Origin of the sequence: Brevibacillus sp. SIMBA_040 (assembly GCF_046535075.1) — a bacterium.
Classification (GTDB): Bacteria; Bacillota; Bacilli; order Brevibacillales; family Brevibacillaceae; genus Brevibacillus.
Genome location: NZ_JAWRXI010000005.1, coordinates 312,013 through 336,100, shown reverse-complemented (window position 1 = coordinate 336,100; position 24,088 = coordinate 312,013). Strand labels below are relative to the sequence as shown.

Here is a 24,088-nt window from a genome sequence, read left to right as displayed (position 1 = left end):
ATGCAAGACAGTCAAACAAGCAATGTCCGTTTACGAGTCGTCACTGAAGCTGATATTCCTGTTTTCTTTGAGCAGCAGCTTGACGCTTCCGCTAATTTCATGGCAGCTTTTACCGCTAAGGACCCAACAGATAAAACAGCGTTTACTGCACATTGGACGCGGATACTAGCAGACACGGCGATCCAGAAGCAGACGATTCTTTTTCATGAGGAAGTTGCTGGTCATATTTCAAGCTTCGAACAATTCGGTCTTCCATCTGTTAGCTATTGGATCGGAAAGGAATACTGGGGCAAAGGAGTAGCTACCTCGGCACTGCATGCGTTTTTAGGGCAGATAAAGACACGTCCGTTGTATGCTCGGGCTGCCAAAGACAATGTTGCCTCTATTCGCGTGTTGCAAAAATGTGGCTTTCAAATTTCCGGTGAGGATAGTGGGTTCTCTGATTCACGCGGTGAAGTGGTCGAAGAATTTATTCTCATCTGCAATGAATCATAACTGGTCACGCCATATCGGCGTTTACGGAATCTGTGTTGTCCAACAGCAATTACTTGTCGTCACAAAAAATCGCGGTCCCTATATTCATCGTTTTGATCTTCCCGGAGGCAAAATGGAAGAGAATGAAACCTATTTTCTAAATGGGGTAGAAAGCATGAGCAACTGGATACAGCTCTTGATTACCATGATCCTGTTTAATGTGTTGTTATATTTTCAATACGGGTTCAAACATTTCACCCTCAAAAAGTTTCTTGGCGGTGTCGTCACTTGTGTACCCCTAGTCTTGTTGTTCGAAACGATAATGATCTTTTAAGCCATACAACATCACTATGAAAAGGCTCTTGCCATGAGCTAGATGCTCGCGGTAAGAGCCACTCCCATTTTCCAGCCGGAAGTAGTTGGCTAGCCCTAGCGCTGATACAGGCGTCATCGTTACAGCCAATGTCTCTCATGACAACCAGAAGGTTATTCCGGTGTTGGTAACTATTCAGAAGAAATTTGAGAACTGCTAGGTTCCTTGTATACAGTATGATCTATGTGTTAGTTATTGTATTATGGGTAATAGACTGACTACCTCAATAGGCATTTATCATATAGAACATAGGAGGATTGAATGTCCTGGAGCAAATTGAAGCAAAATCTTGAGAGTTTTCTTTGTCCTGCGTTATATGGCAGGGTTGAATACCGTGCAACCGGCTATCGCTATTTACCAGATAAAGCAGGACTTTGTTATATTGCGGTAGATAAAAAGAATGTACTCAATATGAGTGATAAAACTACCTTAATCAAATGGTATCAGACGGAGCTGGAAATTAAAAATGATTCAGATATCCAAATTCCTATCAGCAATGAAGAAATTGACGCTGTCAGAAAAGATACCAAGGGAATAGTTCCAGAGGATCGTCTAAAAGTAATTGCAAGAAGTAGAAAAATATCAGAGTATGCAAAGGAGCTTTTGTCAGCACAGATATCATTAAGTAAATCGAATTTTAGCGATGTTGCTACTAAATTTTTATCCATTTCTATCGAGGAAAGCATGGAGAGCAATGATCTATTATTGAATATTCTAGCTTTGGTGGATAGACGGGTTGGAAAAAAGCGAATCTTAAACATGGCCGAGAAAATGAAGTTAAAGCATCCAATTGTGCAGTATTTTTATGAACTACGTCTTAGTACCTTATGAAAACAAATAACTGATTCACATCCAATCGAGAGCCCTGCAAAACGAATAGAGTAACTGTAAAATGACATCCAGTGCCTTTTTGTGTACAACAAAAAACCTTTCCTAACCGGAAATCGTCCATCTCCGGTGGAAAGGTTACGTTCATTTGTTCACGTTAGTTAGTTAGTTAGTTGCTGCCTTGTCTTTGCTTTTCGTAACAATGTGGTGACCGAGCGGCAAGCCACGCTGCTGTAGCTCATCCGTCGTCAGAATATGGAGCGTCTCACTCTTACACGGCATCGGCATCAATCCGCCTAATGGACTCATTACCCTTCCGATCGTGTCTGTCTCGATAAGAACGTACAGGCCTTTTTCCTCCAATTGTTGAATAAATTCACCCCAACGCTTGGAAGTAATTTGATCGGCGTGCTTGGTGAACATGACACCCATTTCTTGTGCTAACATGTAATATCTCCTTTTTCCTATCCATCAATTATCTGCTTCAAAAGATATCCTAACAATACAGGGAAACATCCTGTTCTGGCAAAATCCGTGGCAGCCAATAAAACGCGAAAAACGGTGATTTTCGACCGGTTTTCGTTTCAGGAGTCTCGCCGCTTCCTCACGCACACCGTTTCAACATGGCACGCTGTTTTTTGCCACTTGCCATTTAAAAAGGGACCCATTTTTGTCGATTTTCTGAATGATTGTGGTAAAGGAGTCATATGGAATTGTGAAAAATTTATATAAAAACCAAAATCGAGGTGAAATTCATGCAAATCTTATTGATTCGTCATGGGGAATCTGAAGATGACTTTGTAGAGAAGGATTACACTGGCCCTACAGATTTGCCATTGACAAATAAAGGTCTCCTACAAGTTACGAAAATGTCTAATCGTGTATTAAAAGAGTTTCCACCCGATTTTATTTGGAGTAGTACGTTGAAGAGAGCTAGTAAAGCAGCTGAGATTTTATCCGATACGATTGGGTGTCCAGTAGATTACTTAGATGACCTTAGAGAAATGCAGGAAACTGAGAGTAAAATAGACTTTCGGTTACGTGCTGAACGAATCCTTACTTTTATCAGAGAAAACAGTACAGAGTTCCATAGAATATCCATTATTTCCCACGGCGGAATGATAACCAAATTAATAGAAAGTTTCCTCCAATTGCCAAATGAGAATAACGTTTGGTTCCATTCTGACAATACTGGAATTCATCTCCTAGAACATACTCAGGACTGGAAAATTATGCGATTTACTAATAGCACATCTCACTTAACCGAGGATTAATAGCATAATAAATGACAGGCAGTCTAGCCCTTTATTTTCTGTGTACAGCTGTTCTTCCTGTCATTCCCTCTGCTTTTACATCCATCTCATACCGAGTAATTGATTCATATTAATCCAGTGGACCTCTTCTTGGTTCATTAGCTTGATCCGCCGGTTGTTCGTATCTATTTTTTGAACCCACCCGCTTGCCTCATCGATTATACCCATTGTCCCTTTTGTGCTTCTCCACCAGCTGACCTTCACTGCTTGATTGGAATGGATCGACTCGTGCATCATATTGTTAATCTCCTGCATTTCATCTTCCTCCAGGATCGGCAGCGGCATCAGCTTCCCCTCTTCAAGATGCTCGACATACAGAGCCCTATGCTCCGGCAGCACAAATCTCATCGCTCCAAAAATATCGTCTTTTTTGCTTCCCATTGTTCAAATCGCCCCTTTTAAGAACGCATGTTCCTATTTTACCCTGTGCGCTTGATTTTATCAACCTCACACTTCCTGGCAGCATTCTTTTTGTGCGAGTACCCATCCACTTTTGCGAAAAACTACCCATCCATGTTCAACAGATTGAAATGCTTTTTTTAAAAGACAAGGGATTGCGAATGATATGATGGGATTGTTCTTCTCTTCCTTTTATCAACTATTCAAGGTTGTGATCATCATGTGGAAACCAGACCGCTCTAGCGACCAAACGCTTTATCATCAAATCGCCGATGAGATGGAACGCAGGATTTCATACGGGGAGTTCCCCCCTGGAAGTCAATTGCCCTCCGAAAGAAAACTGGCTGAGCAGCTTGGCGTAAACCGGAGTACCATTATTCAGGCCTACGAGGAGCTACGCGCGCTGGGCATCATTGAAAGTCGGACAGGAAGCGGTACGAGGGTGAGCAAGTATAAATGGGGAGCAACACCGAAGCATACGCCCAACTGGCACAGGTATGTAGAGGGCGGACATTTCCTGCCGAATGTGCCCTACTTGCGCCGCATCAGAGAAGTGCTGCAAAATGATAGTACACTCATCGACTTTGCAAGTGGCGAATTGAATTCAGAGCTTTCCCCTAATGAGGAAATCAGTACGCTCATGACTGAAAAGAAGTTTAACGAATATCTCGGCTATGACAATCCCCAAGGCTATATGCCATTGCGGGAGGAGCTGGTCTCCTATTTGTCTCGCTATCGGAACATCCAGACGACGGATTCATCTATCCTGATCACATCCGGGTCCCAGCAATCGCTGTATTTGATTACACAATGCTTGCTTGCTCCCGGAGATGCTGTTGCTATTGAAGATCCTTCTTATATCTATTCGCTGCCCATGTTCCAATCAGCGGGCCTTCGGTTATTCCGTCTTCCTGTAGACCATAAAGGAATTCAGCCCGAGGATATTCGCTTCTTATATAAAAAAAATCGGATCAAGATGATCTTTGTTAACCCCAATTTTCAAAACCCGACAGGCACACTCCTTGATCAGGAGCGCCGCATGCAATTGCTAGGCATCGCCACGGAGCTTGGCCTTCCTATCGTCGAGGATGACCCTTTTAGCCTGACAGCCTATGACGGAATTCCGCCGATGCCGCTCAAATCCTATGATCAGCTCGGGTCGGTGCTCTACATCGGCTCGTTTTCTAAAATAGCAGCATCCGGGCTGCGCGTCGGCTGGATGGTCGCCCCTCATTCTGTCGTCGAGCGATTGGCAGATGCGAGGCAGCAGATGGATTTTGGACTGAGCGTTGTTCCGCAGCGGATCGCCGCCCATTTCCTTGGGTCCGACTATTTTCAGCCGCATTTGGAACAGCTGCGGATGCGTTTGCAATACAAGCGCGATATTTTGATCGATGCCCTGCAAAAAGAGCTGCCGGATCAAGTCACTTTTACCATCCCCCAAGGCGGATTGCACTTGTGGTGCAAGGTCATCCCTCAGGTCAATGACAATAAATTATTTGAAGAAGCGATTCGCAGAGGTATTGTTTTTGCACCTGGTAGTGTGTATGGCTCGGACTCTGGCTATGTTCGCTTCACCTTTGCGCGAACAAAAGAAGAAGAGATCGCTCCTGGCATTGCAAAATTTGCAGAAGCACTGCGAACGGTCCTTTCGTAAAAAAACAAACGTGCTTGAGAGTTTAGCTGCTCATGCACGTTTGTTTGCTTTTTTACTTAAATGTGCCCGACAATCCAAGACACCACGGAACAATCCCGGAAAGCATAACACATTATTGATTTGATTCGGATAATCGGAGCGGCCAGTAGCCATCACTCGTACATACGGCCCCGCTTCCTCCGGGGTGATCTCCGGGGTTGGATTCCCTTCAGGACACCCGGACGAGACAAGCCGATAAAAACATCTGCTCCCTGAATGACTTCGGAGAGGCTTCCCTCGCGCAAAAACGGATTGGTATGTTTATGGCTTCGCCAGGATTTTGATGTCGTTTATGATTTCATCGTACGTGCTATCCGTCATCCCATCGTATTTGGCGACTACGGTACCCGATTGATCGACCAGATAAAATGCCGTTCCGTGGATGACCTGATCTGTAGCAGTATCTTTATTGATGGTGGACTTGAACGATTTGAGAACAAACGTCTTGATTTCCTCAAACGTATATCCTGTGAGTGCGTGCCAATTGGAAAAATCGGCATCGAACTTGCTTAAATAGCTTTTCAAAGCCGCAGGATCGTCTCTCTCGGGATCTACCGAAAAAGAAACCAGCTCTGCTTCCACACCGGCCGCCTTCAGCTTCTTTTGCAGGTTGGCCATATTCATCGTCATCGTGGGGCAAACCGTCGTGCAATACGTGAAAATAAAGTCGGCAACCCATACTTTGTTTTTCAGATCCTCCAGCGAGAGCGTTTGCCCCTCTTGATCGACGTACGTAAACGGCTGCACCTGAATGTTATAAGGATTTTGCTTATCTTTTCCGCATGCGCCCACCACCACTGTCATCAGACAGAGGATGGACAATAAAAGAAATCGTTTCATGGTGAAGCCACCCTCCTATTCGTTTTTAGATAGCCACCCTGCTACTGCTTCCATCTCATCCTTGCTCATCATTTTCGTAAAAGACGGCATCCCTGGCGCTCCATCATTCATGATGTCAACGATCTGCTCCTCGGTCATCCTCGTCCCTACCTGCTCTAAGCTAGGACCCACTAAACCACTTAAATCAGCAGCATGACACGATAAACAATGCTTTTTGTATAAAGAAGCTGCCTGTTCATCTGCTTGTGCCAAGGCATTTGGGGCTGCCTCCATGCTGCCTGGGTCACTACATGCCGAAACGACAGCAAAACAAAGAATAAGAAACAGATAAACCATCGAATTTCCCTTCATGAAAACACACAGCCTTTCTACTCGGTCTTCACTCCTCAAAATGGACGCCCAGCGGTATCCAAAATCATCACGAGAAACACAATCATCAAGTAATTGACGGAAAGAAGAAAATTCGTTTTGGCCCATTTTTCATTGTTCTTTGTTATCAAACCGCTCCATGTATGCAACGACCAGATGATACCTGCAAGCAAAGCGACCGCTGCGAAATAAATTCCTGTGTATGCAAGCTTGTACATCAGCCCGACAGTCGGAAGCAGGAGCAAAACGTACGGGATCATTTGCCGCTTCGTTCGAGAAATGCCACGCCGCACAGGCAGGAGCGGATAACCAGCGGCCCGATATTCATCCACGCGCCGGATTGCGAGCGACCAGAAGTGAGCTGGCTGCCACAAAAACAGTAGTGCGAACAGAAGCCACGCTCCAGCATCCAGCTCACCCGTAACCGCGCAATAACCGATCACAGGAGGCATCGCCCCGGAAATTCCACCAATTGACGTACTCCAGGTCGACGTTCTTTTCAGCCACATTGTGTATATCACCACGTACACAAACATCCCGAGCAGCCCCAGCCATCCGCACAGCAGGTTCACTTTCCAAAACAGCACCGACTCGCCTGCTACGCCGAGGAGCAAGGCATACAAGAGTACGCCTCTCCTTTTCAGCCGTCCTGTGGCGAGGGGGCGATTTTTTGTACGCTGCATTTTTTGATCAAGCTTCCAGTCCCACAGGTTGTTCAACACGCAAGACGAAGCCATGGTCAGCGCCGTTCCGAGCAAGATCCACAAGAGCAGTGGCCAGTCTGGCACCCATTTTGCCGCTACCCAATACCCGCCAAATGCAGCAAACAGATTTAGTTGCAAAATACGGGGCTTCGTCAGTTGAATCCAGTCTCGCAGCAAGGCAATCCCCCCGTTCTTTGCAGTGAATGCTCATTCATAGTGCTACCATGTTGTACATCATGATCCAGATCGAACCAATCACAATCAGCAGCACAATAAAAATCCCCAGGATGAGTGACATCAGGTTGTAGCGCGGCTTTTCCTCTTCACGAAGATGCATGAAAAAGACCAGCTGAATAATAAACTGCAGCACGGCTGTCACCAGGAAAACAATTGTAATCCCCCTGCCTTCCAGCCAATTATTCTCCAGCACCATGATCGGAATAATCGTGAGTAATAGAGAGAATACAAATCCGGTCGCATACGATTTCAGCGATCCATGAGACTCTCCATGGTGCTTGGTCATGTCAGATACGTGTTGCTTTCCCATTTATTTCACCCCCATCAAATACACGATGGTAAAGACGAAAATCCAAACAATATCGAGAAAATGCCAGAACAAGCTGATGATGTTCACTTTGCGCTTCGTCACAGGTGTAATCCCATGCTTCGCGATTTGAAACATGAGGACGATCATCCAGACCAATCCAAATGAAACGTGCAAGCCATGCGTTCCTACCAGCGTATAAAAGGCAGATAGAAATGCACTCGTGCCGATCGTTGCCCCTTCATGAACCATATGGGTAAATTCACTTACCTCAAGCGTAATGAATGTTGCTCCAAGCAGCGCTGTGATCGCCAGCCAGCCGATTAGCGCAGCTTTTTTTCCTTTGTGCATGGCAAGAAGGGCCAGTCCACTCGTAAAGCTGCTCGTCAGCAAAATAAATGTGCTCGCGTAAATCCCGTTCATCTGGAACAATTCTTTTGCTGTCGGTCCCCCGTTTGTATTGTTTTGCAGCACGACATATGTCGCAAACAAGGTGGCAAATAAGATCACGTCTGTCATCAGATAGATCCAAAAGGCAAATGTACGCATTTCCTCCTGATCCGGATGACCATGGTGCTCGGCATGCCCACTCTGGTTGTGGCTTTGACCAGAAACATGGATGTTTGCCATTAGTTGTTCACCTTCCTTATCGCAGCTTCTGTGCGTTCTACCTCTTCCACGGAAATGTAGTAGTCGGTGTCATAGTTGCACGAATGAACAATCATGCTGACCGCCACGCCAAGCAAACCCGGGATGATCAACCACAGCCAGTCAAAAATAAATCCGAATCCAGCCAAGAACCAGAATATAGACATGATGAATGGAATTCCGGAATTTTTCGGCATGTGAATCGGTTCCAGAACCGCAGATGTTTTTGCTTCCTGTCCTGCTTCCTTGCGCAGCTTTCTCTCCCACCAATCATCCTGAGAGGTCACATACGGCAGTGTTGCAAAGTTGTACATCGGCGCAGGAGAAGGAATCGACCACTCCAATGTCCGCGCATTCCACGGGTCTCCTGTTGTATCTCGTCGCAAATGCTTGATGCTGTGGGCAATATCCCAAATCTGGACGAGGAAGGCGATTCCCATAATGACGGCACCAATCGTAGACACCAGATTCATTTCGAACCAGCCTTTGTCCCAGCCGTACGTGTATACCCGTCTGGTCATACCCATGAGGCCCAGCGCATATTGCGGCATGAAGCATAAGTAGAAGCCGATATTCCACAACCAGAACGCCCATCTGCCGATTCGCTCATTTAGCTTGAAGCCAAACACCTTTGGCCACCAGTAGTACAAGCCGGCAAAGAAGCCAAACACGACACCGGCAATGATGACCTGATGAAAATGCGCGATGAGAAAATAGCTGTTGTGATACTGAAAGTCAGCTGGAGCGACCGACAATAGAACACCGGTCATACCGCCTATGACAAAGTTTGGAATAATCCCGATCGTCCACAGCATCGGTGTCTCAAACGTGATTTTTCCTCGGAACATGGTAAACAGCCAGTTGAATACCTTCACGCCTGTCGGAATAGCGATCAGCATCGTGGTCAAGGCGAAGAAAGCATTGACGTCTGCACCTGAGCCCATCGTAAAGAAGTGATGCGCCCACACGAGGAAAGAGAGCACGCTGATAATGATCATCGCAAAAACCATTGATTTATAGCCAAACAGCTTTTTCTTGGAGAAGGTAGCAACCACTTCGGAAAAAATACCGAAAGCAGGGAGCACGATAATATAGACCTCCGGATGGCCCCACATCCAGATCAAATTAATGTACATCATCGGATTGCCGCCGCCATCCAGCGTGAAGAAATGCGTACCTGCGTATCGATCCATAAACAGCAAGGCAAGTGTCACTGTCAGAATCGGAAACGCAAAAATAATGGCGATACAGCTGGATAAAACAGACCACGAAAACATAGGCATTTTCATCAAAGACATACCCGGTGCCCGCATTTTCAAAATCGTCACAATGAAATTAATCCCGGTCATCAAGCTGCCAATTCCGGAAATCTGAATCCCCCAAACGTAGAAGTCCTGTCCAACCCCAGGATTAAAAGCTTTCTCCGAGTAGGGCGGATAAGCCAGCCAGCCTGCATCCGGAGACCCTCCAATGACGAAGGACAGATTGAACAGCATAGCCCCTGCAAAAAAGAGCCAGAAGCTGAGGGAGTTCAAAAACGGAAATGCCACATCTCGTGCACCGAGCTGTAGCGGCACGATGACATTAAACAAACCGAACATGAGCGGCATTGCCATAAACAAGATCATGATCACGCCGTGTGTCGTAAAGATTTGATTGTAGTGATCAGCCGGCAAGAACTGCATGTCGGGCATGACGAGCTGTGCCCGCATCAAGAGCGCATCTACTCCACCCCGAAACAGCATGAGAATCGATGCGATAATGTACATAATACCGATTTTTTTATGATCGACACTCGTGATCCATTCGCTCCACAGCCACCCCCATTTTTTGTAGTACGATAGTACGAATACGATTGCTATCATGGTAAGAACAATGCTGACATCCGCACCGTAAATCAAAGGATCGCCTGTCACAAAAAATTCCGCGGCGAATTCTTTTATTTGATCCCACATCGCTTACTCTCTCCTCTCTGTTTCCAAGCCATATCGCTTATTTATCGACCCTGACTTCCTGCATCTCTCGCGTCGATAAGCCATGATTGTGCGAGGCGGCATACTTGGTCACTGTCATTTCAAACAAGCCTTCTGGAAACGCCGAGAAGGTTTGCACATCCGACGTCCCTTGCTCAGCCAGTTTTTTATAGCCATCCAGTGTTAATTCGGGGGAAGAGCCTTTTACTTCGTTAACCCATTGATCAAAGGAATCCTGGGACGTCGCTTTTGCCGTAAAATACATTTTGGCGAATTCTTTCCCCGTGAAATTAGCCCCTGATCCCATGTACTCCCCTTGTTCATCTGCCTGCAAATGAAGGACCATCGCCATTCCTGACATGGCATACATTTGACCGCCAAGCTGTGGAATCCAGAAGGAATTCATCGGTGCGTCAGAGGTAATCTCAAAGCGGATCGGAACATCCTCGGGAAACTGGACATAATTCACAGTGGCAATTCCTTGCTCTGGATATTGAAACAGCCACTTCCAATCGAGATTGGTCACCTGGATCGTAATCGGCTTGGCTGCTGATTCCAACGGCTTGGATGGCTCCAGCGAGTAAGTGTACTTCACGGTAATGATTCCGATCGTAATAATGATGATGATCGGGATTCCCCACCAGATCGCCTCCAAGGTGGTGCTGTGCTCCCAGTTTGGCGTGTACTTTGCCTTTCTTCCCTTCCTGTCACGATACCGCCACACAATGACAGCAGTCAGAATCAATACGGGAATGATCACGACCAAGCATAATAGCGTCGAGACAATCATCAGATCTTTTTGTTGTTCACCAATAGGTCCCCTCGGATCGAGCACCACATATTTTTCTGCGCACCCGGTCGTTATGAACATCAGCAATAACATGTACAAAGCTGCCATACACCGTACTGCTTTAGACGTTCTCATGTTCTCATCTCCTATCCCCTTTGCCAGGGTACTGTTGCAAACAAGTCCTACTGTATAGGCGGACAGGAGGAGTGTCACCAGCCAATGCCAAAGTCAAAAAGCCAGCCAAGTTCAAGAAACAGAAGCAAAAACGTCAAGATTCAGCCACAAAAAGTGACCGTCGAAGTAGCTGAAATAAAAAAACACCGCCAACGTATCATTTAGCGGTGTTCCCATTCTTTTTCTGTTGGGAGTGATTAATTGCTCTGCATTGTTTTTGACTAGCGCGATGTTATAGGCGTTATAGCGAATCCTCTTTAATCACACGAAGTGTTTTCAATTCGGCATCTTCTGGACCCTGGACCGGCAATCCCGCTTCTTTATTTCGGATCGCATAGAGTACGTTCTCTTCCGAAATAATTTCACCTGGAATGAATATCGGAATGCCTGGCGGATATACCATCACAAATTCGGCAATAATGCGGCCTACCGCTTGTTCGATCGGCACAGCCTCTGTTGCTGCGTAAAAAGCATCCCGCGGTGTACCTGCAAGTACAGGAATCTCTGGCAGCTGCATCGTCACATTCTTCCGCAAGCCTTTTTGCTCTTTGTATTGCTCCGACAGCTCTTCCAGTGCATAAATCAAAATTTGCAAATCATCTTTGGTATCACTCGGGGTAATGATGCACAAAATGTTGTACAGGTCAGACAATTCCACTTCTATGTTGTAGCGTTCACGGAGCCATTTTTCGACTTCGTATCCTGTAACGCCAAGCTCTCTTACCGAAATGACGAGCTTGGTAGGATCTAGCGAAAACGCGCCATTCCGTCCAATGATTTCACGACCGACGCAGTAGAGATGATCGATTTTATTGATTTGTGCTCGCGTTTTTTCAGCAAGCCGGATCGCCCTGTCCAACAGCTCCTTGCCTACTGTGACTAATCGCCTTCTGGCAACATCCAAAGAAGCCAGCAGCAAATAGGAAGTCGAGGTAGTCGTCAGCATATTGGCAACAACTTGAACACGCTTGATGGAAACGAGGTCCCCGCGCACATTGAGTACGGAGCTTTGAGTCATAGACCCACCCAGCTTGTGCATGCTGCTTGCCGCCATATCAGCGCCTGCCTGCATGGCCGATAGCGGCATTTTGGGATGAAAGTGTACATGGGAGCCATGCGCCTCATCTACAAGAACAGGTACACCAAGTGCGTGAGCGATCGTCACAATCTTTTTCAGGTCACCTGCAATGCCAAAATAGGTCGGATTGATCACCAGGACAGCTTTGGCATCCGGATGATTTTCTAGTGCTTGCTCTACCGCTTTTGGCGTAATTCCGTGCGAAATCCCGAGTACCGGATCGATTGCCGGATGCAAAAAAATAGGGGTTGCTCCGGATAGCACGACTCCACTCATGATGGATTTGTGGACATTGCGTGGGAGGATAATTTTGTCCCCCGGGTTGCACACAGACATAATCATGGTCATAATCGCACCACTGGTACCTTGAATAGAAAACAGGGTGTGATCGGCACCAAAAGCTTTTGCCGCCAAGTCTTGCGCCTGCTTGATGATTCCTTTTGGCTGATGCAAATCATCGAGAGGTTCAATATTGATTAAATCGATCGACAGGGCATTTTTTCCAACAAACCCTCGGAATTCGGGGTCCATTCCTTTTCCTTTTTTATGACCGGGGATATGGAATTGGATTGGATTTTTTTGCGCATGCTTCCTCAATCCACTAAACAATGGCGTATTTTCTTGATTAGTCAACTCTCCCCACCTACTATCTGTTTTGTTTTTCTTTTAGGTTGTGTGCCAGCGCTCGTTTTCCGATGGCAAGCTGATTATAAAGGAGATACTCACAAAAATAATGATCCAATCCTGTTTTTAATTGCCCATCCATTTGAATAAACCAGTCCATTTCCGTAAACTCCTTACACAGAAAAAAAGAGACCCTCTCTAGAGAGAAAGTCTCCTTGTTCCTTCCTTAGCTTCACTTACGCTCTCACATAGCCGAAAATCAGCTCATAAACTGGTCCGGTCACCTTGTTGATAATGCTTCATCCATAGACCAACGAGCTGCTGGCACTCCGCTCGCAACACCTCAATCGAATACATCGCTTCTCTCAAATAACCGCGCTGCCGATATTGAACCACGTACATATGCCCTTGGCGCTGCGTGCTGACGACTGCACAGCCAGATTGCCGCAGCCGCCGACGCAGCTGGTGATGCTGCCTCTCTGCCCAGCGAGAAAGGTCCTGAAAAAGCCAATCAAATACCTCCTGATAAGAAAGCTTCAGCGGTACGATACGAGCCTGCCCCAAATCCACCATGGCGACGCGAAACAAAAGGCCGAACAAAATGTACAGACGTACCAGCTCCTGCTCCCCCTCTTCTTCCGGTACAATCGGCTCCATCACTTATAATGCCCCCCGATCTTGCGGGCACGTTCTTTCGCCTGACCCGCATGAAGCAAGGAAGTAGCACGTAAAATAGCATCCGGTCCATAGCGCTCACGAATATCGTCCATGGCATGAGCCAGCGAACGACGCTTTTGATTGTCTGTAAACAAATTCAGCTGCACCACATTATCAGGAACCAGCTCTCCCAAGTTGACGCCAATGCTGCGGACAGGAGTCTCCTGCCAATGCCGATCAAACAAACGACAAGCAGCCTCGTACAGCGTCATGACATCATTGGTGTACTCGGTCAGCTTCATCTGCCGGCCAAAACCAGTCCCGGCTGCCAAATCCGCTCCTCGACAACCGACGGAAAGCACCGCGCCCATCCGTTCCTTGCTGCGCGCCCTGCGGCATACTTCCTCGCACAGCTCCAGCAGCACTACCTTGATCTCGGCAGCAGTATGATAATCCCGCGGCAGCGTCATGTGGTGACCGATGCCCTTTTGTGTCTCGTACACATTCATGGAAACAGGCGAATCATCTATTCCGTGAGCGGTGCGCCACAGCACTTCTCCGTTTACTCCCCAGTGACGAGTCAGTACAGCTGGTTTTAGAGCGGCAAGTTGCTTGATCTGATAGATCCCCATTCGATGAAAATGGCGCTTCATTCGTGAGCCTACTCCAAACAGCTTCTCAATCGGCAGCTTCCAGAGCGTATCCATGAGCTCCTCCCGCTTTAGCCAAAAGATCCCCGACTCTTGCTTTTTAGCGAAGTTGTCACAGGCCATTTTTGCCAATACTTTGTTTTCTGAAATGCCTACTCGACAGTTGATCCCTGTCTCCAGCAAAACACGCTGACGAATATGGGCAGCCATTTGGAGCGGGTCGCCAAACAAATGAACACTGCCCGTCACATCAAGAAACTGCTCGTCGATCGAGTACGGCTCCACCTTGTCTGTATACGCCTCAAAAATTTTCGTAATCTGCAGGGAGATGCGGATGTACATCTCCATTCGCGGACGTACGACCACCAGGTGGCGGCACTTTTGCTGAGCCTGCCACAAAGCTTCTGCTGTTACCACTCCGAATGATTTCGCAATCGGACAGGCGGCCAGAATCACGCCGCTACGTCTTTCTGGGTCACCTGCCACTACAATCGGCTGGTTTCGCAATGCAGGATCGGCTACTTTTTCAACACTCGCATAAAAGCTCTGCATATCAATCAAAAAAACAATCCGTTTGTTCGCATTGGGCATATAAAACCATCCCCTGAATAAGAACTTTTGTTCTCTTTTTGCTTTTGTTCTTATTATAGCAAACAAACGTTCGTGTTTATACCTGCATCATCAGAAAAATATCAGGTAATGTTTTCCACTACTGCTGCGTATAGATGCAGGTGTTCGCAAACGACAGGCGAAACATTAAAGGTGATGCGAGTCCTTTCTTTTCACGACTGGTATCCATATCTCACTTTTGAACCTAGGAGAGGTGATTTCTTTCGATTCATTCCACAATATTTCTGGCCCTTCGGCTTGCTCGTAATGGGAGGCAGGGAACCATTCAGAGTAAATACGTCCCCAGACATCCTGCAGTGTTTCAGGAAAAGGTCCAACGACTTCAAATACGGCCCAGCTCGAAGCCGGAACTACTAGCTGTGCGGGAATATCCGGGCAGTCCCTGGTCGTTGCAACCCCGATATAATGGTCAAGCTCACCATTGTCCAGCCTGCCTTCGGAAAAGTTTGTGGATGCACTGATCAGCCCCGAAGGCTCGACGTTTGAGAGACTTTTCCATCTTAGGATGGTTTCCTGATCCAGGCTCGCCCACATCGACGCAATCTCGGGATTCACGCCGTGATAAATCAATGGTACCCGCTTCTTGATACCGACAATGCGAAAAGCATCTTTTTCTTCCAGACGGTAGTTCATTTCATTTCCCCCTTTAATCGTTAGCTGAAAGGTCATTCGTGGATAGGCTTTCAGCGAGTGCCCGTCATTTCTGGCTTCTGTCGGCGTTATCCCATGCATTTGCTGAAAAGCTCTTGCAAACGAATCAGCTGAATGATAGCCGTATTTAGTCGCCACATCTATGACTCTCATCTTGCTGTCCTTGAGATCAAAGGCGGCCAGTGTCATTCGTCTGCGCCGAATGTACTCAGAGAAGGGAATTCCTGCAAGAAAGGAAAACATTCGTTTAAAATGGTACTCCGAGCAGCAAGCGATTCTGGCCACTTCCTTATAGTCAATCTCATCGGTCAAATTGTGCTCCACATAGTTCAAGGCTCCATTCATCTGTTCAAGCAAATTCATGATGTGACCTCCCTTCATCCATAGACTAACAGAAGATATAAACTGGCATCCGACATTTCGTGCACGGTTCTGTAGGGTTTTCAACTATTCCTAACGAAAAGAGGTATTCCTTATGAAAGCTTCTCCTGTGCTCCCTCAAATTGGGGCGATCTTCGTTCCTGTCCGCGATATCGAGCAAGCACGCGACTGGTATTGCCGCCTCCTGGGTATTCCTGCTGACCAAGAAATTTTATTTGGTCATTTGTACTGCATCCCCATGCAAAATGGTCCGACCCTCATCCTGGATAGTAAAATCTTTCCACAGCATACACCAGATGATGCCCCATTGTTTCATTTCAACACAGAGGATATCGAGACTGCCTATCAATTTCTAAAGGAAAGCAATGTCGAGCTCGTCGGAACCATTCAAAACGGTCATTGGTTTAACATCCGTGATCTCGATGGGAACATGCTGATGGTGTGCAAATGCTGATCCAAAAAGGGAGGAAACTCAGATGACAATCCGCTTGCGCCTGACTACACCAGATGACATTCCATTCGTCTATGAGCTGGAGCATGCCCCTGAAAACAGTGCTTTTCTCATCCCGTGGACCAAGGAGCGGCATCAGGAGGCTCTCACCAATCCAGACATTCTTCACCTCATTGTAGAAAAAACAGAAACAGGTCAGCCCGCAGGCTATGCCATCATTGCGGGGCTGACCAATTCTCATGACGCTATCGAGCTGCTGCGCATTACCGTTGCCACAAAAGGAGAGGGCTACGGTCGAAGCATTCTTCGCGAAATCAAGCGCTGGGCTTTTACCGAGAAGAGGGCTCACCGCTCGAGCCCGCAACCTATATCTGTCCGAAGGGTTTCACATCGAAGGAACATTGCGGGACTGCTTGAAAACAGGCGACAAGTACGAATCCTTGATCGTTTTATCCTTGTTATCGAGCGAATATGAACAAGCCACAACGGATACCCCCCAAGCAAGCTACGGAATCCGCGGCTGATCGGTTGATACATACAGCCATTTGCCATCACTGCTGGGTCCGAGAAGCGTAAAGCCATATGACAGGCCAGAGAGCAGCAACGTCCTTTGCTTGGTGTCCGCATCAAATACGAACAGCTCCATCCCCTCGCTTTGTTGCGCTGCCTCAGTAAAAACAAAGCGATGCGTTCCCGGGATCCATGCTCCCGTACCGGTCTGCTGAAGAAGCTGGGTGGAGCCTTGGAACAAACCCGCATTCCAGTAGTACTGAAAAGCACCATCATCCGTTTGAACAAAACCCGACCAAGCATCAGCGGGCACAGGTGGATTCCAGCTTGTCACCTTGCCCGTTTTCCATTCAAAGCGCTGGCGAACCTCCTCAAAGCTTTTCTCCTCTTTGCGCATGGCAAACATGACAAAACGACCATCATCATCAAAGCTGACGGGTACAACCGCTCCGTCCCATTCACTTGTCGGTAACCAGCCTTTGATGACCTCTGGATAGCGCTTCTCGGTTCCCGCTGCCAAGTCAAACACGACCAAATCAAGGTCTTTCTTTTGTTCTGCTTTCCCCACTGCCATCAGCAGCTGCTTTCGATCTTTGCTAAAGCTCACCCCATGGACATACCCATCGACCAAAATTCTGGAGGCAAACTCACTTTTCGGGACATCCATCCCCTTTTTCGGGATTTCATAAAAGAAGCCGCGCCGGTCAGCCATAAACTCTCCCACTCCGCGATACATTTCAGACAGCTCGGTAGGATAGGAAGTCGCCGTATGCGTCTCCATGTCGTAAACGGAATAGAGCTTCTCGTAAAGCGCATCACACTCACAATAGTTCGTAAATCGCGTGAGCATGGCGTAGCGCTGATGTGGATCTAAAAACTCCAGGTTGGTCATGACGGAAAAATCAGTCAGCTTCTCACTTGACTTGCCGTCTACCGCCACTCGCCAAATTTGCTGCGGAGGCAGTACAAGTGCCTGGAAGGAAAACGAATCACCAATCAACGAACCCTTCGCTGTCTTGGCGCCGCCAGCGTTTAGAACATACTCCTGCCACACGTTCTCTTCGCCTGTCTTTTCGGGGAGCGTAACCAGTAATTGCAGCTGACGATCATGGACCCAATGAAAGGTAAGGTCTGGATTGATAAAGCCCTGATCCCCCCTGGTGCTCTCCTCCTTGGCGTGCTTGCGAATAGCCGCCTCTACACTTCCCCGATCCATTGCTTCACGGAAAAAGAACGTATACGACTGTGGCTTCACTCCGACCACGGTCCGTAGAGGTGAGTGGAGCCGTGGCTCTTCATTTAATTGAATGAGAACATCTTCGTTCATCGCCGCATAGTCGTAGGCAATCTCTACTGGCTTCCAATCGGAATCAGTTTTTGCAGGGACTGAGACTCCGCCAGATGGAGAAGACTGATTGGACAAGCCCGAGACTTGCTTGGCTGTGGCTGGTAGTAGTCCCGATGATGTAGTTGAGGCAGAGCCGCTTCCTGATGTAGCAAACAGAGAGAAACAAAATAACACGATCATTCCTTGACGGAGGAATAAAGACACGGATGAACGCCCCTTTTCCAATGACAGTAATTACCTATTTGATAGACGCCAAATCATTATCCAAAGTTACAGCTCCCTACGTAAAAAGGCTCCAGAAAGCTTCTTCCGCGTGGGCCCAACCCGTTGGAGGGAAACAACAAAAAAGACCTTCCTAGCCTGAGTCACTAGAAAGGACTTCTTCATTCAACTTTGCATACTGCTATTCGCTAGTCAAAAACGATCCCGTCGAGGACGCCCTCACGCTTTAAGTAATCCCGCAGCCAATGGTAATCAGGATTTCGCCAAAAGGAATCGTCCGCCACCAATCGGGCTGTCTCCTGTCTGGCTACCTCCAGCGCTTTGTAGTCGCTCAAAAGATCCGCCACCTTGAATTCAGGCAGGCCGCTTTGCTTGGTACCGAAGAAATCCCCCGGCCCGCGCAGCTCCAAATCGCGCTGGGAAAGCTCGAAGCCGTCCGTTGTCTCACACATGACACGCATCCGCTCTTTCCCAATCTCTGATTTCGGATCGGCAATCAGCACACAATACGATTGCTCGGAGCCCCGCCCTACACGACCACGAAGCTGGTGAAGCTGAGCCAGACCAAAGCGTTCTGCATCATAAATCACCATATACGTCGCATTCGGAACGTTTACGCCTACCTCTACGACCGTCGTAGATACGAGAACCGCATGTTCTGCCGAGAGAAACGCTTGCATGACGGCGTCCTTTTCCTTGGCAGGCAATCGACCATGCATAAGTCCCACACCAAACTCGGGAAATACATGGGAGAGCTGCGCGTGTACATCGATAGCATTTTGTACGTCCAGCTTTTCCGATTCTTCGATCAAGGGACAGATGACATATGCTTGTCGCCCTTTGCGCAGCTCGTCACGCATTTGCTCCAGAACAGCAGGGAATTGTTCATGCTTTTTCCACGTAGTCTCGATTGGCTTACGACCGGCTGGCATCTGGTCAATCGTCGATACATCCATATCGCCAAAAGCTGTGATCGCAAGCGTACGAGGGATCGGCGTCGCTGTCATGAACAAAACATCAGGCGACAAGCCTTTGCTGCGCAGGATGCGCCGTTGCTCGACACCAAAGCGATGCTGCTCATCCGTAATCACCAGACCAAGACGCGAGAAAAACACGTCCTCCTGGATCAGCGCATGCGTCCCTACCACTACGTCAATTAAGCCCATTTGCAAGGAAGCAATGACCTCCCGCCTGCGCTTGGCTGTCAAAGACCCAGACAACAGGGCTACTTGAATCCCGTAGCTTGAGAGCAGAGCGGTCAGGGACTGCACATGCTGCTCCGCCAAAATTTCGGTCGGCACCATGAGCGCTCCCTGAAAACCAGCCTTTACAGCCGCAATCAATGCGATTGCCGCCACTACGGTTTTACCCGAACCTACATCACCTTGCAGCAGCCGGTTCATGGCATGAGGAGAACGCATGTCATCCAAAATTTCCTTGACGACTCGCTTCTGCGCGTCCGTAAGAGGAAATGGCAGAGAGCTTACAAACTGACGCACCTCGTCCATCGGAATAGCAAGCGCCATTCCTTCCGTTTGCTGCCGATTGATGCGACGAAGTGTTTGCATTTTTAGCTGGAATAAAAAAAGCTCCTCAAACATGATACGCCGCCGTGCCTGTCGCCCATCCTCCGCATTTACCGGAAAATGAATTGAATGAAAAGCGTCCACTCGTGGCATCAGGCGATAGCGCTCTACAATGTCCGCAGGCAGGATCTCAGGTACGTCCTTGCCGTACTGCCGCAAAGCCAGTTGAATCGACTTGCGCAACAAGGTATGAGTCATGTCTCCCCCCAACGGATAAATCGGGGCTAGCTCACCACGCTTGGTCGCACGCTCTGAATCTGCTTCTGTCATCTCACTTACCGTGATTTGCAGCTTGTGCTTGTCCCATTTACCTGTGATGAGAATTTCCTTGCCCGGTGACAGTCTGCTTTTAATAAACGTCTGGTTAAACCAGACAGCGGTTACTACTACCCGGTCCATGACTACCTTGACAGAGATGCGCGATTTTCCTTTTCCGTAAAAACGAACAGAGGGTTCGCCGTACACTGTTCCCGCCAGCGTGACCCTCTCTCCATCTTTTACTTCCGTCAAATCACGCACGCGGTAGTCTTCATAGCGCGATGGGAAATACTCCAGCAAGTCACCGATGCTATGAATTCCGAGTCCAGCAAAAGCCTTCGCCCGCTCCTCCCCTACCCCGTGCAAAAGGGAGACGGGCGCCAAATACGCCTCGGTCATTACTTCTCCATCCGTACGCCGAACACTTTGGCTTCGATCATACGACCTGTCTGGGTTGCTGCCAATCCACCCTGTGCGGTTTCTTTCAGCGTATTCGGCATCGCACAGCCGATCCGATACATCGCTTCGATAACTTCATCTGTCGGAATGACGCTCTTGATCCCTGCCATCGCCATATCCGCTGCTACGGTTGCAATCGCCGCTCCCATCGCATTGCGTTTGACACATGGCACTTCCACCAGTCCAGCTACGGGGTCACAAACCAGACCGAGCATGTTTTTCAAGGCAATCGCTACAGCCTGCGCAGATTCCTCGGGCGTACCACCAGCTATTTCTACAATGGCTGCTGCTGCCATCGCTGTCGCAGAGCCTACCTCTGCTTGACAACCACCTGCTGCCCCTGAAATAAAGGCATTATTGGCGATACAATAACCAATCGCACCAGCTGTGAACAAGTAATTGACCATCTCCTCGCGACTTGGCTGCAGCTTGTCAGACACTGCAAACAACGTACCTGGTACGATCCCACAAGCACCTGCAGTAGGCGTAGCCACGATCGTTCCCATCGCTGCGTTTACTTCATTGACCGCAACAGACATGGAAACGGCATTGAGTAGAGTTGGCCCTGATAAAAAAGGCTTTGTTTTCATATATTCCTGCAGTTTTTTTGCATCGCCACCAGTAAGACCGCTGTGGGAACGAATATCCTCTGTCAAGCCGCGACGCACTGCTTTTTCCATTACATCCAGATTGGCATACATATCCTGCATGATGGCATCCCGCGTACGCTGGGAAACCTCCATCTCCGCTTCAATCATCACTTGGGAGATTTTTTTACCCTGTGATTCTGCCAATTCGACCAGTTCAGCCACATTGCGAAACATCTAGTTAGAGTCACTCCTCTTCATCACTGCCTACGTGGGCACGAGACTTAATTCAACGAAAGCAGGGATACATCAAAAATATGAGGGATCTGCCGAATTTCCTCCAGCACCTCAGGCGAGATTGTCGAATCCGTCTCAATCGCCATCAACGCTTGTGAACCACGGTCATGCCTCGACACTTCCATGAGTCCTACGTTTATGCGATAGTGTGTCAGCACCTGTGCCACTGCGGCAATCATCCCAAAGCGATCCTCATGCAAGACAAGCAAGGTAGGCGTATCAAAGCCTAGCTGCAAGTCGAAACCATTTACTTCCAACACTTCAATTTTTCCTCCACCGATGGAGACACCGACGATCTCTATCTGATGCTGGTCATCGGACAGCTTGATCCGTGCTGTATTAGGATGCTCGGTTAGCACATCTGACGTCGTCAAAACAACTTCCAGTCCCGCTTTCTCAGCAAGGAGCAGCGAGTTTTTCAGTCGCAAGTCAAACGTATCAAAGTCCAGTATCCCGGCAACAGTGGCCACATCCGAGCCATGCCCTTGGTACGTCTTGGCAAACGAGCCATAGAACGTAATCTCGGCGCGCTTCGGCTGCCTTCCAAAGAGCTTTCGCGCTACCCGGCCAATCCGGGCGGCACCTGCGGTATGGGAACTGGATGGACCAACCATGATTGGGCCGATAATATCAAAAACGCTTTTATATTTCAACCGGTTCTCCTCCTGAATCACAAGGGGTTCAACAAGATTCACTCTCATTGTATCCTACAGGCAGATAATACGCTACATAGGAAAGTATGCTAGCTGTTTTTCCCCTGACTTTTTGAAATAAAAACGCTGCCTAGACCCTTCCCCTGCTGAAATGAACGCCTCAGCGTGGGTGATTTTTTTTGCTGTAAGAGAAGGCAGGGCCTTAGGTAAAGTATTTCCCGCGGTTGTCCTTATACGGGATGAAAAAAGCTCCCTCTCATAAAAGAGGGAGCAAAAATATTTACAGCTGTTCTACACCGATCGTAATTCCAGTGTCACCAGGGTCTATCATCTGCACGCGCGTAATAAACCATCCCTCATTACGATCCGTCTTCATTTTTTGGACAGTAACAACCGCCTTGCCCATACCATGCCAGTTGGAAGCAACCAGGTTGTAATCAAAGGTATATTGGGTCGTGGTGTCGTTTACTTGCTTGACCTCCAGCTTTTCCAGCTCTGCCATATGCGGACTGGAGCCACCCGTGACCCAGTAATTCTCCGAAAACTCCGCCTGCGTTTTTTTCCGCAGCTCAGGGGAGAACACCGCATATTGCAGAGCGCCATTGCGCGTCTGAATTCCTTTTACCCAAGTATCCAGCGCCTCTTTTGGGGTAGTTGCCAGCAAAGCATCCTCCAGGCGTGTCACCTGATGGGATTGCATGGTGGATTCAGGCAACGTCACCCTCACCTCATACTTGGCAAGATCAACTGTCGCCTTGCCATGAAATGCTTCCGCCAGCTTGTCTACTGGCACAAGCACATTGCCGTTATCCTGCTTGATGCCCAAATAGGTGGCAGCAAATGGCTGATCATTGATGAATAGGTTCCATTTGCTTTCGGCAAGTGCCGAGCCTGCCAGCAGCATTGTCCCAATCGCTGCTCCCGTGATCCATTTTGTACGTGTCTTCATGACCACCATTCCTTTCTTCTAAAAGTAAGACATAAATAGATGGAAAAACGTTACAGAAAAAAACTTCCCTGTTAGTCAGGGAAGCTTTTGTCATTTCGTTCCTTACAAATCTTTTACCATCACAATTCCTAATAGCCCAGGCCCAGTATGCGTACCAATGACCGGTCCGATCTCTTCCAAATGGGCGTCTGTCACTTGAAACTCCTGCTTCAAGCGTTCCTGAATTTCTGCGGCCTGATCAGGAACACAGCTATGCAGCACGGCAATTTTGACAGGCTGACCTTGAGCGTATTCCTGCAAGGTCTCAAAAACCTTGTTCAACGCCTTTTTAGTTCCGCGTACCTTGTCAAAAGCGCTGACATAACCAGCCGGATCGAGCGTCAAAATCGGTTTGATGTTAAGTAACGAGCCGATGACCGCAGATGCACGTCCAATTCGGCCACCCTTTTGCAGAAACTCCAGCGTATCTACGATGAAGTAGACCTGTACCTCATCGAGATAGCGATCGATCATGTCTAAAATTTGTTCTTTATTTTTACCAGCCTGTGCCGCTTTTGCCGCATCTACACAAATCATGCCGTGCACATAAGACGCTTTACGGGAATCGATCACCGTGATATCGATGTTTTCTTCGAGCATCGACTTCGCAATCATCGCAGACTGGTACGTGCCGGAGAGTGAACCCGACAGGAGAATCGCGATAATGTGCACGCCATCTCCATATTGCTCATGTATGGCTTTGTAGCTTTCTGCAAATTCAAGCGGAGACGGCTGCGAGGTAGTCGGCAGCATCGACGACTGCTTCAGCTTTTCAAAAAAGGCGGTTGAAGAGATGGTCACCCCGTCCTGATAGGTTTCTGATCCGAACATAACCTTCAGCGGAACGGCGACAATTCCTAATGATTGCCTCTCAGTTGCATCAATATCAGACGCACTGTCGGTAAGAATTACAATTGGCATTCACAAGGCTCC

26 protein-coding genes and 1 pseudogene are annotated in these 24,088 nt (G+C 48.0%); 6 read left to right on the top strand and 21 right to left on the bottom strand.

Features of this window, described 5'->3' with window-relative positions; genetic code table 11:
- Positions 1-495 carry a GNAT family N-acetyltransferase gene (locus SB752_RS11475; protein WP_410715772.1) on the top strand — a complete coding sequence of 165 codons (495 nt, stop codon included), beginning with the start codon at positions 1-3 and terminating at the stop codon, positions 493-495.
- Positions 496-1,108: 613 nt separating this feature from the next.
- Positions 1,109-1,678, top strand: a complete 570-nt coding sequence (locus SB752_RS11470; protein WP_410715771.1) for an SF0329 family protein — start codon at positions 1,109-1,111, stop codon at positions 1,676-1,678.
- Positions 1,679-1,840: 162 nt separating this feature from the next.
- Here SB752_RS11470 and SB752_RS11465 read toward each other — a convergent pair whose 3' ends face one another.
- Entirely contained in the window at positions 1,841-2,122 is a 282-nt protein-coding gene (locus tag SB752_RS11465; protein WP_103110321.1) for a hypothetical protein, read from the bottom strand.
- A gap of 308 nt (positions 2,123-2,430) precedes the next feature.
- Between SB752_RS11465 and SB752_RS11460 the strand changes: the two genes are divergently transcribed.
- Positions 2,431-2,949, top strand: a complete 519-nt coding sequence (locus tag SB752_RS11460; RefSeq protein ID WP_410715770.1) for a histidine phosphatase family protein — start codon at positions 2,431-2,433, stop codon at positions 2,947-2,949.
- A 75-nt stretch (positions 2,950-3,024) separates the two neighbouring features.
- On the opposite strand, the gene SB752_RS11455 is transcribed toward SB752_RS11460, so the two are convergent.
- On the bottom strand, positions 3,025-3,369 hold the full coding sequence (locus SB752_RS11455; RefSeq protein ID WP_410715769.1) for a YolD-like family protein: 345 nt from the start codon (positions 3,367-3,369) through the stop codon (positions 3,025-3,027).
- Positions 3,370-3,607: 238 nt separating this feature from the next.
- Here SB752_RS11455 and pdxR point away from each other — a divergent pair, with 238 nt between their 5' ends.
- Positions 3,608-5,044 (top strand): MocR-like pyridoxine biosynthesis transcription factor PdxR, encoded by a 1,437-nt coding sequence (pdxR, locus tag SB752_RS11450; RefSeq protein ID WP_410715768.1) that lies wholly within the window; start codon positions 3,608-3,610, stop codon positions 5,042-5,044.
- A gap of 63 nt (positions 5,045-5,107) precedes the next feature.
- Here pdxR and SB752_RS11445 read toward each other — a convergent pair.
- From SB752_RS11445 to SB752_RS11385, 13 genes and pseudogenes are all read right to left on the bottom strand, one after another.
- Positions 5,108-5,358 (bottom strand): annotated as a pseudogene (locus SB752_RS11445) (NAD-dependent malic enzyme); the annotation flags it as partial.
- Positions 5,345-5,923: an SCO family protein gene (locus SB752_RS11440; RefSeq protein ID WP_410715767.1), complete on the bottom strand. Its 579-nt coding sequence runs from the start codon at positions 5,921-5,923 to the stop codon at positions 5,345-5,347. The pseudogene SB752_RS11445 and the gene SB752_RS11440, both read right to left, overlap by 14 nt.
- Before the next feature lie 15 nt (positions 5,924-5,938).
- A complete protein-coding gene (locus SB752_RS11435; RefSeq protein ID WP_410715766.1) occupies positions 5,939-6,259 on the bottom strand; it encodes a c-type cytochrome in 321 nt (106 codons plus the stop codon).
- A gap of 50 nt (positions 6,260-6,309) precedes the next feature.
- The gene (gene cyoE / locus SB752_RS11430; protein ID WP_410715765.1) at positions 6,310-7,173 is read right to left on the bottom strand and encodes a heme o synthase; all 864 of its coding nucleotides are present in this window, start codon (positions 7,171-7,173) and stop codon (positions 6,310-6,312) included.
- Positions 7,174-7,207: 34 nt separating this feature from the next.
- Complete coding sequence (gene cyoD, locus SB752_RS11425) at positions 7,208-7,543, bottom strand: cytochrome o ubiquinol oxidase subunit IV (RefSeq protein ID WP_410715764.1); 336 nt, start codon at positions 7,541-7,543, stop codon at positions 7,208-7,210.
- Positions 7,544-8,170 (bottom strand): cytochrome o ubiquinol oxidase subunit III, encoded by a 627-nt coding sequence (gene cyoC, locus SB752_RS11420; protein ID WP_410715763.1) that lies wholly within the window; start codon positions 8,168-8,170, stop codon positions 7,544-7,546.
- Positions 8,170-10,143: a cbb3-type cytochrome c oxidase subunit I gene (locus tag SB752_RS11415; RefSeq protein ID WP_410715762.1), complete on the bottom strand. Its 1,974-nt coding sequence runs from the start codon at positions 10,141-10,143 to the stop codon at positions 8,170-8,172. The genes cyoC and SB752_RS11415 overlap by 1 nt, the downstream gene beginning before the upstream one ends.
- 37 nt (positions 10,144-10,180) lie before the next feature.
- A complete protein-coding gene (gene cyoA / locus SB752_RS11410; RefSeq protein ID WP_410715761.1) occupies positions 10,181-11,086 on the bottom strand; it encodes a ubiquinol oxidase subunit II in 906 nt (301 codons plus the stop codon).
- 280 nt (positions 11,087-11,366) lie between these two features.
- Positions 11,367-12,836, bottom strand: coding sequence for an aminotransferase class I/II-fold pyridoxal phosphate-dependent enzyme (locus SB752_RS11405; RefSeq protein ID WP_410715760.1), 1,470 nt, complete (start codon positions 12,834-12,836; stop codon positions 11,367-11,369).
- Positions 12,837-12,849: 13 nt separating this feature from the next.
- Positions 12,850-12,987, bottom strand: a complete 138-nt coding sequence (locus SB752_RS11400; RefSeq protein WP_410715759.1) for a hypothetical protein — start codon at positions 12,985-12,987, stop codon at positions 12,850-12,852.
- A gap of 104 nt (positions 12,988-13,091) precedes the next feature.
- Positions 13,092-13,484, bottom strand: a complete 393-nt coding sequence (locus tag SB752_RS11395) for a YhjD family protein (RefSeq protein ID WP_410715798.1) — start codon at positions 13,482-13,484, stop codon at positions 13,092-13,094.
- Positions 13,484-14,725, bottom strand: coding sequence for a DNA polymerase IV (locus tag SB752_RS11390; protein WP_410715758.1), 1,242 nt, complete (start codon positions 14,723-14,725; stop codon positions 13,484-13,486). The genes SB752_RS11395 and SB752_RS11390 overlap by 1 nt, the downstream gene beginning before the upstream one ends.
- 165 nt (positions 14,726-14,890) lie before the next feature.
- Positions 14,891-15,778, bottom strand: coding sequence for an AraC family transcriptional regulator (locus SB752_RS11385; RefSeq protein WP_410715757.1), 888 nt, complete (start codon positions 15,776-15,778; stop codon positions 14,891-14,893).
- A 112-nt stretch (positions 15,779-15,890) separates the two neighbouring features.
- Here SB752_RS11385 and SB752_RS11380 point away from each other — a divergent pair, with 112 nt between their 5' ends.
- Together SB752_RS11380 and SB752_RS11375 are read left to right on the top strand one after the other, a co-directional pair.
- Positions 15,891-16,250, top strand: a complete 360-nt coding sequence (locus SB752_RS11380; protein ID WP_410715756.1) for a VOC family protein — start codon at positions 15,891-15,893, stop codon at positions 16,248-16,250.
- A 22-nt stretch (positions 16,251-16,272) separates the two neighbouring features.
- A complete protein-coding gene (locus SB752_RS11375) occupies positions 16,273-16,722 on the top strand; it encodes a GNAT family N-acetyltransferase (RefSeq protein WP_410715755.1) in 450 nt (149 codons plus the stop codon).
- Positions 16,723-16,752: 30 nt separating this feature from the next.
- Here the strand turns inward: SB752_RS11375 and SB752_RS11370 are convergent, their stop codons facing one another.
- From SB752_RS11370 to SB752_RS11345, 6 genes are all read right to left on the bottom strand, one after another.
- Complete coding sequence (locus SB752_RS11370; protein ID WP_410715754.1) at positions 16,753-18,309, bottom strand: hypothetical protein; 1,557 nt, start codon at positions 18,307-18,309, stop codon at positions 16,753-16,755.
- A 206-nt stretch (positions 18,310-18,515) separates the two neighbouring features.
- Complete coding sequence (gene recG / locus SB752_RS11365) at positions 18,516-20,570, bottom strand: ATP-dependent DNA helicase RecG (protein WP_410715753.1); 2,055 nt, start codon at positions 20,568-20,570, stop codon at positions 18,516-18,518.
- Positions 20,570-21,454 (bottom strand): L-serine ammonia-lyase, iron-sulfur-dependent, subunit alpha, encoded by an 885-nt coding sequence (sdaAA, locus tag SB752_RS11360; protein WP_410715752.1) that lies wholly within the window; start codon positions 21,452-21,454, stop codon positions 20,570-20,572. The genes recG and sdaAA overlap by 1 nt, the downstream gene beginning before the upstream one ends.
- A gap of 47 nt (positions 21,455-21,501) precedes the next feature.
- Positions 21,502-22,167, bottom strand: a complete 666-nt coding sequence (gene sdaAB / locus SB752_RS11355; protein WP_410715751.1) for an L-serine ammonia-lyase, iron-sulfur-dependent subunit beta — start codon at positions 22,165-22,167, stop codon at positions 21,502-21,504.
- Positions 22,168-22,447: 280 nt separating this feature from the next.
- The gene (locus SB752_RS11350; protein WP_410715750.1) at positions 22,448-23,116 is read right to left on the bottom strand and encodes a hypothetical protein; all 669 of its coding nucleotides are present in this window, start codon (positions 23,114-23,116) and stop codon (positions 22,448-22,450) included.
- Positions 23,117-23,218: 102 nt separating this feature from the next.
- Complete coding sequence (locus tag SB752_RS11345; protein WP_410715749.1) at positions 23,219-24,076, bottom strand: DegV family protein; 858 nt, start codon at positions 24,074-24,076, stop codon at positions 23,219-23,221.
- Positions 24,077-24,088: the final 12 nt, after the last annotated feature.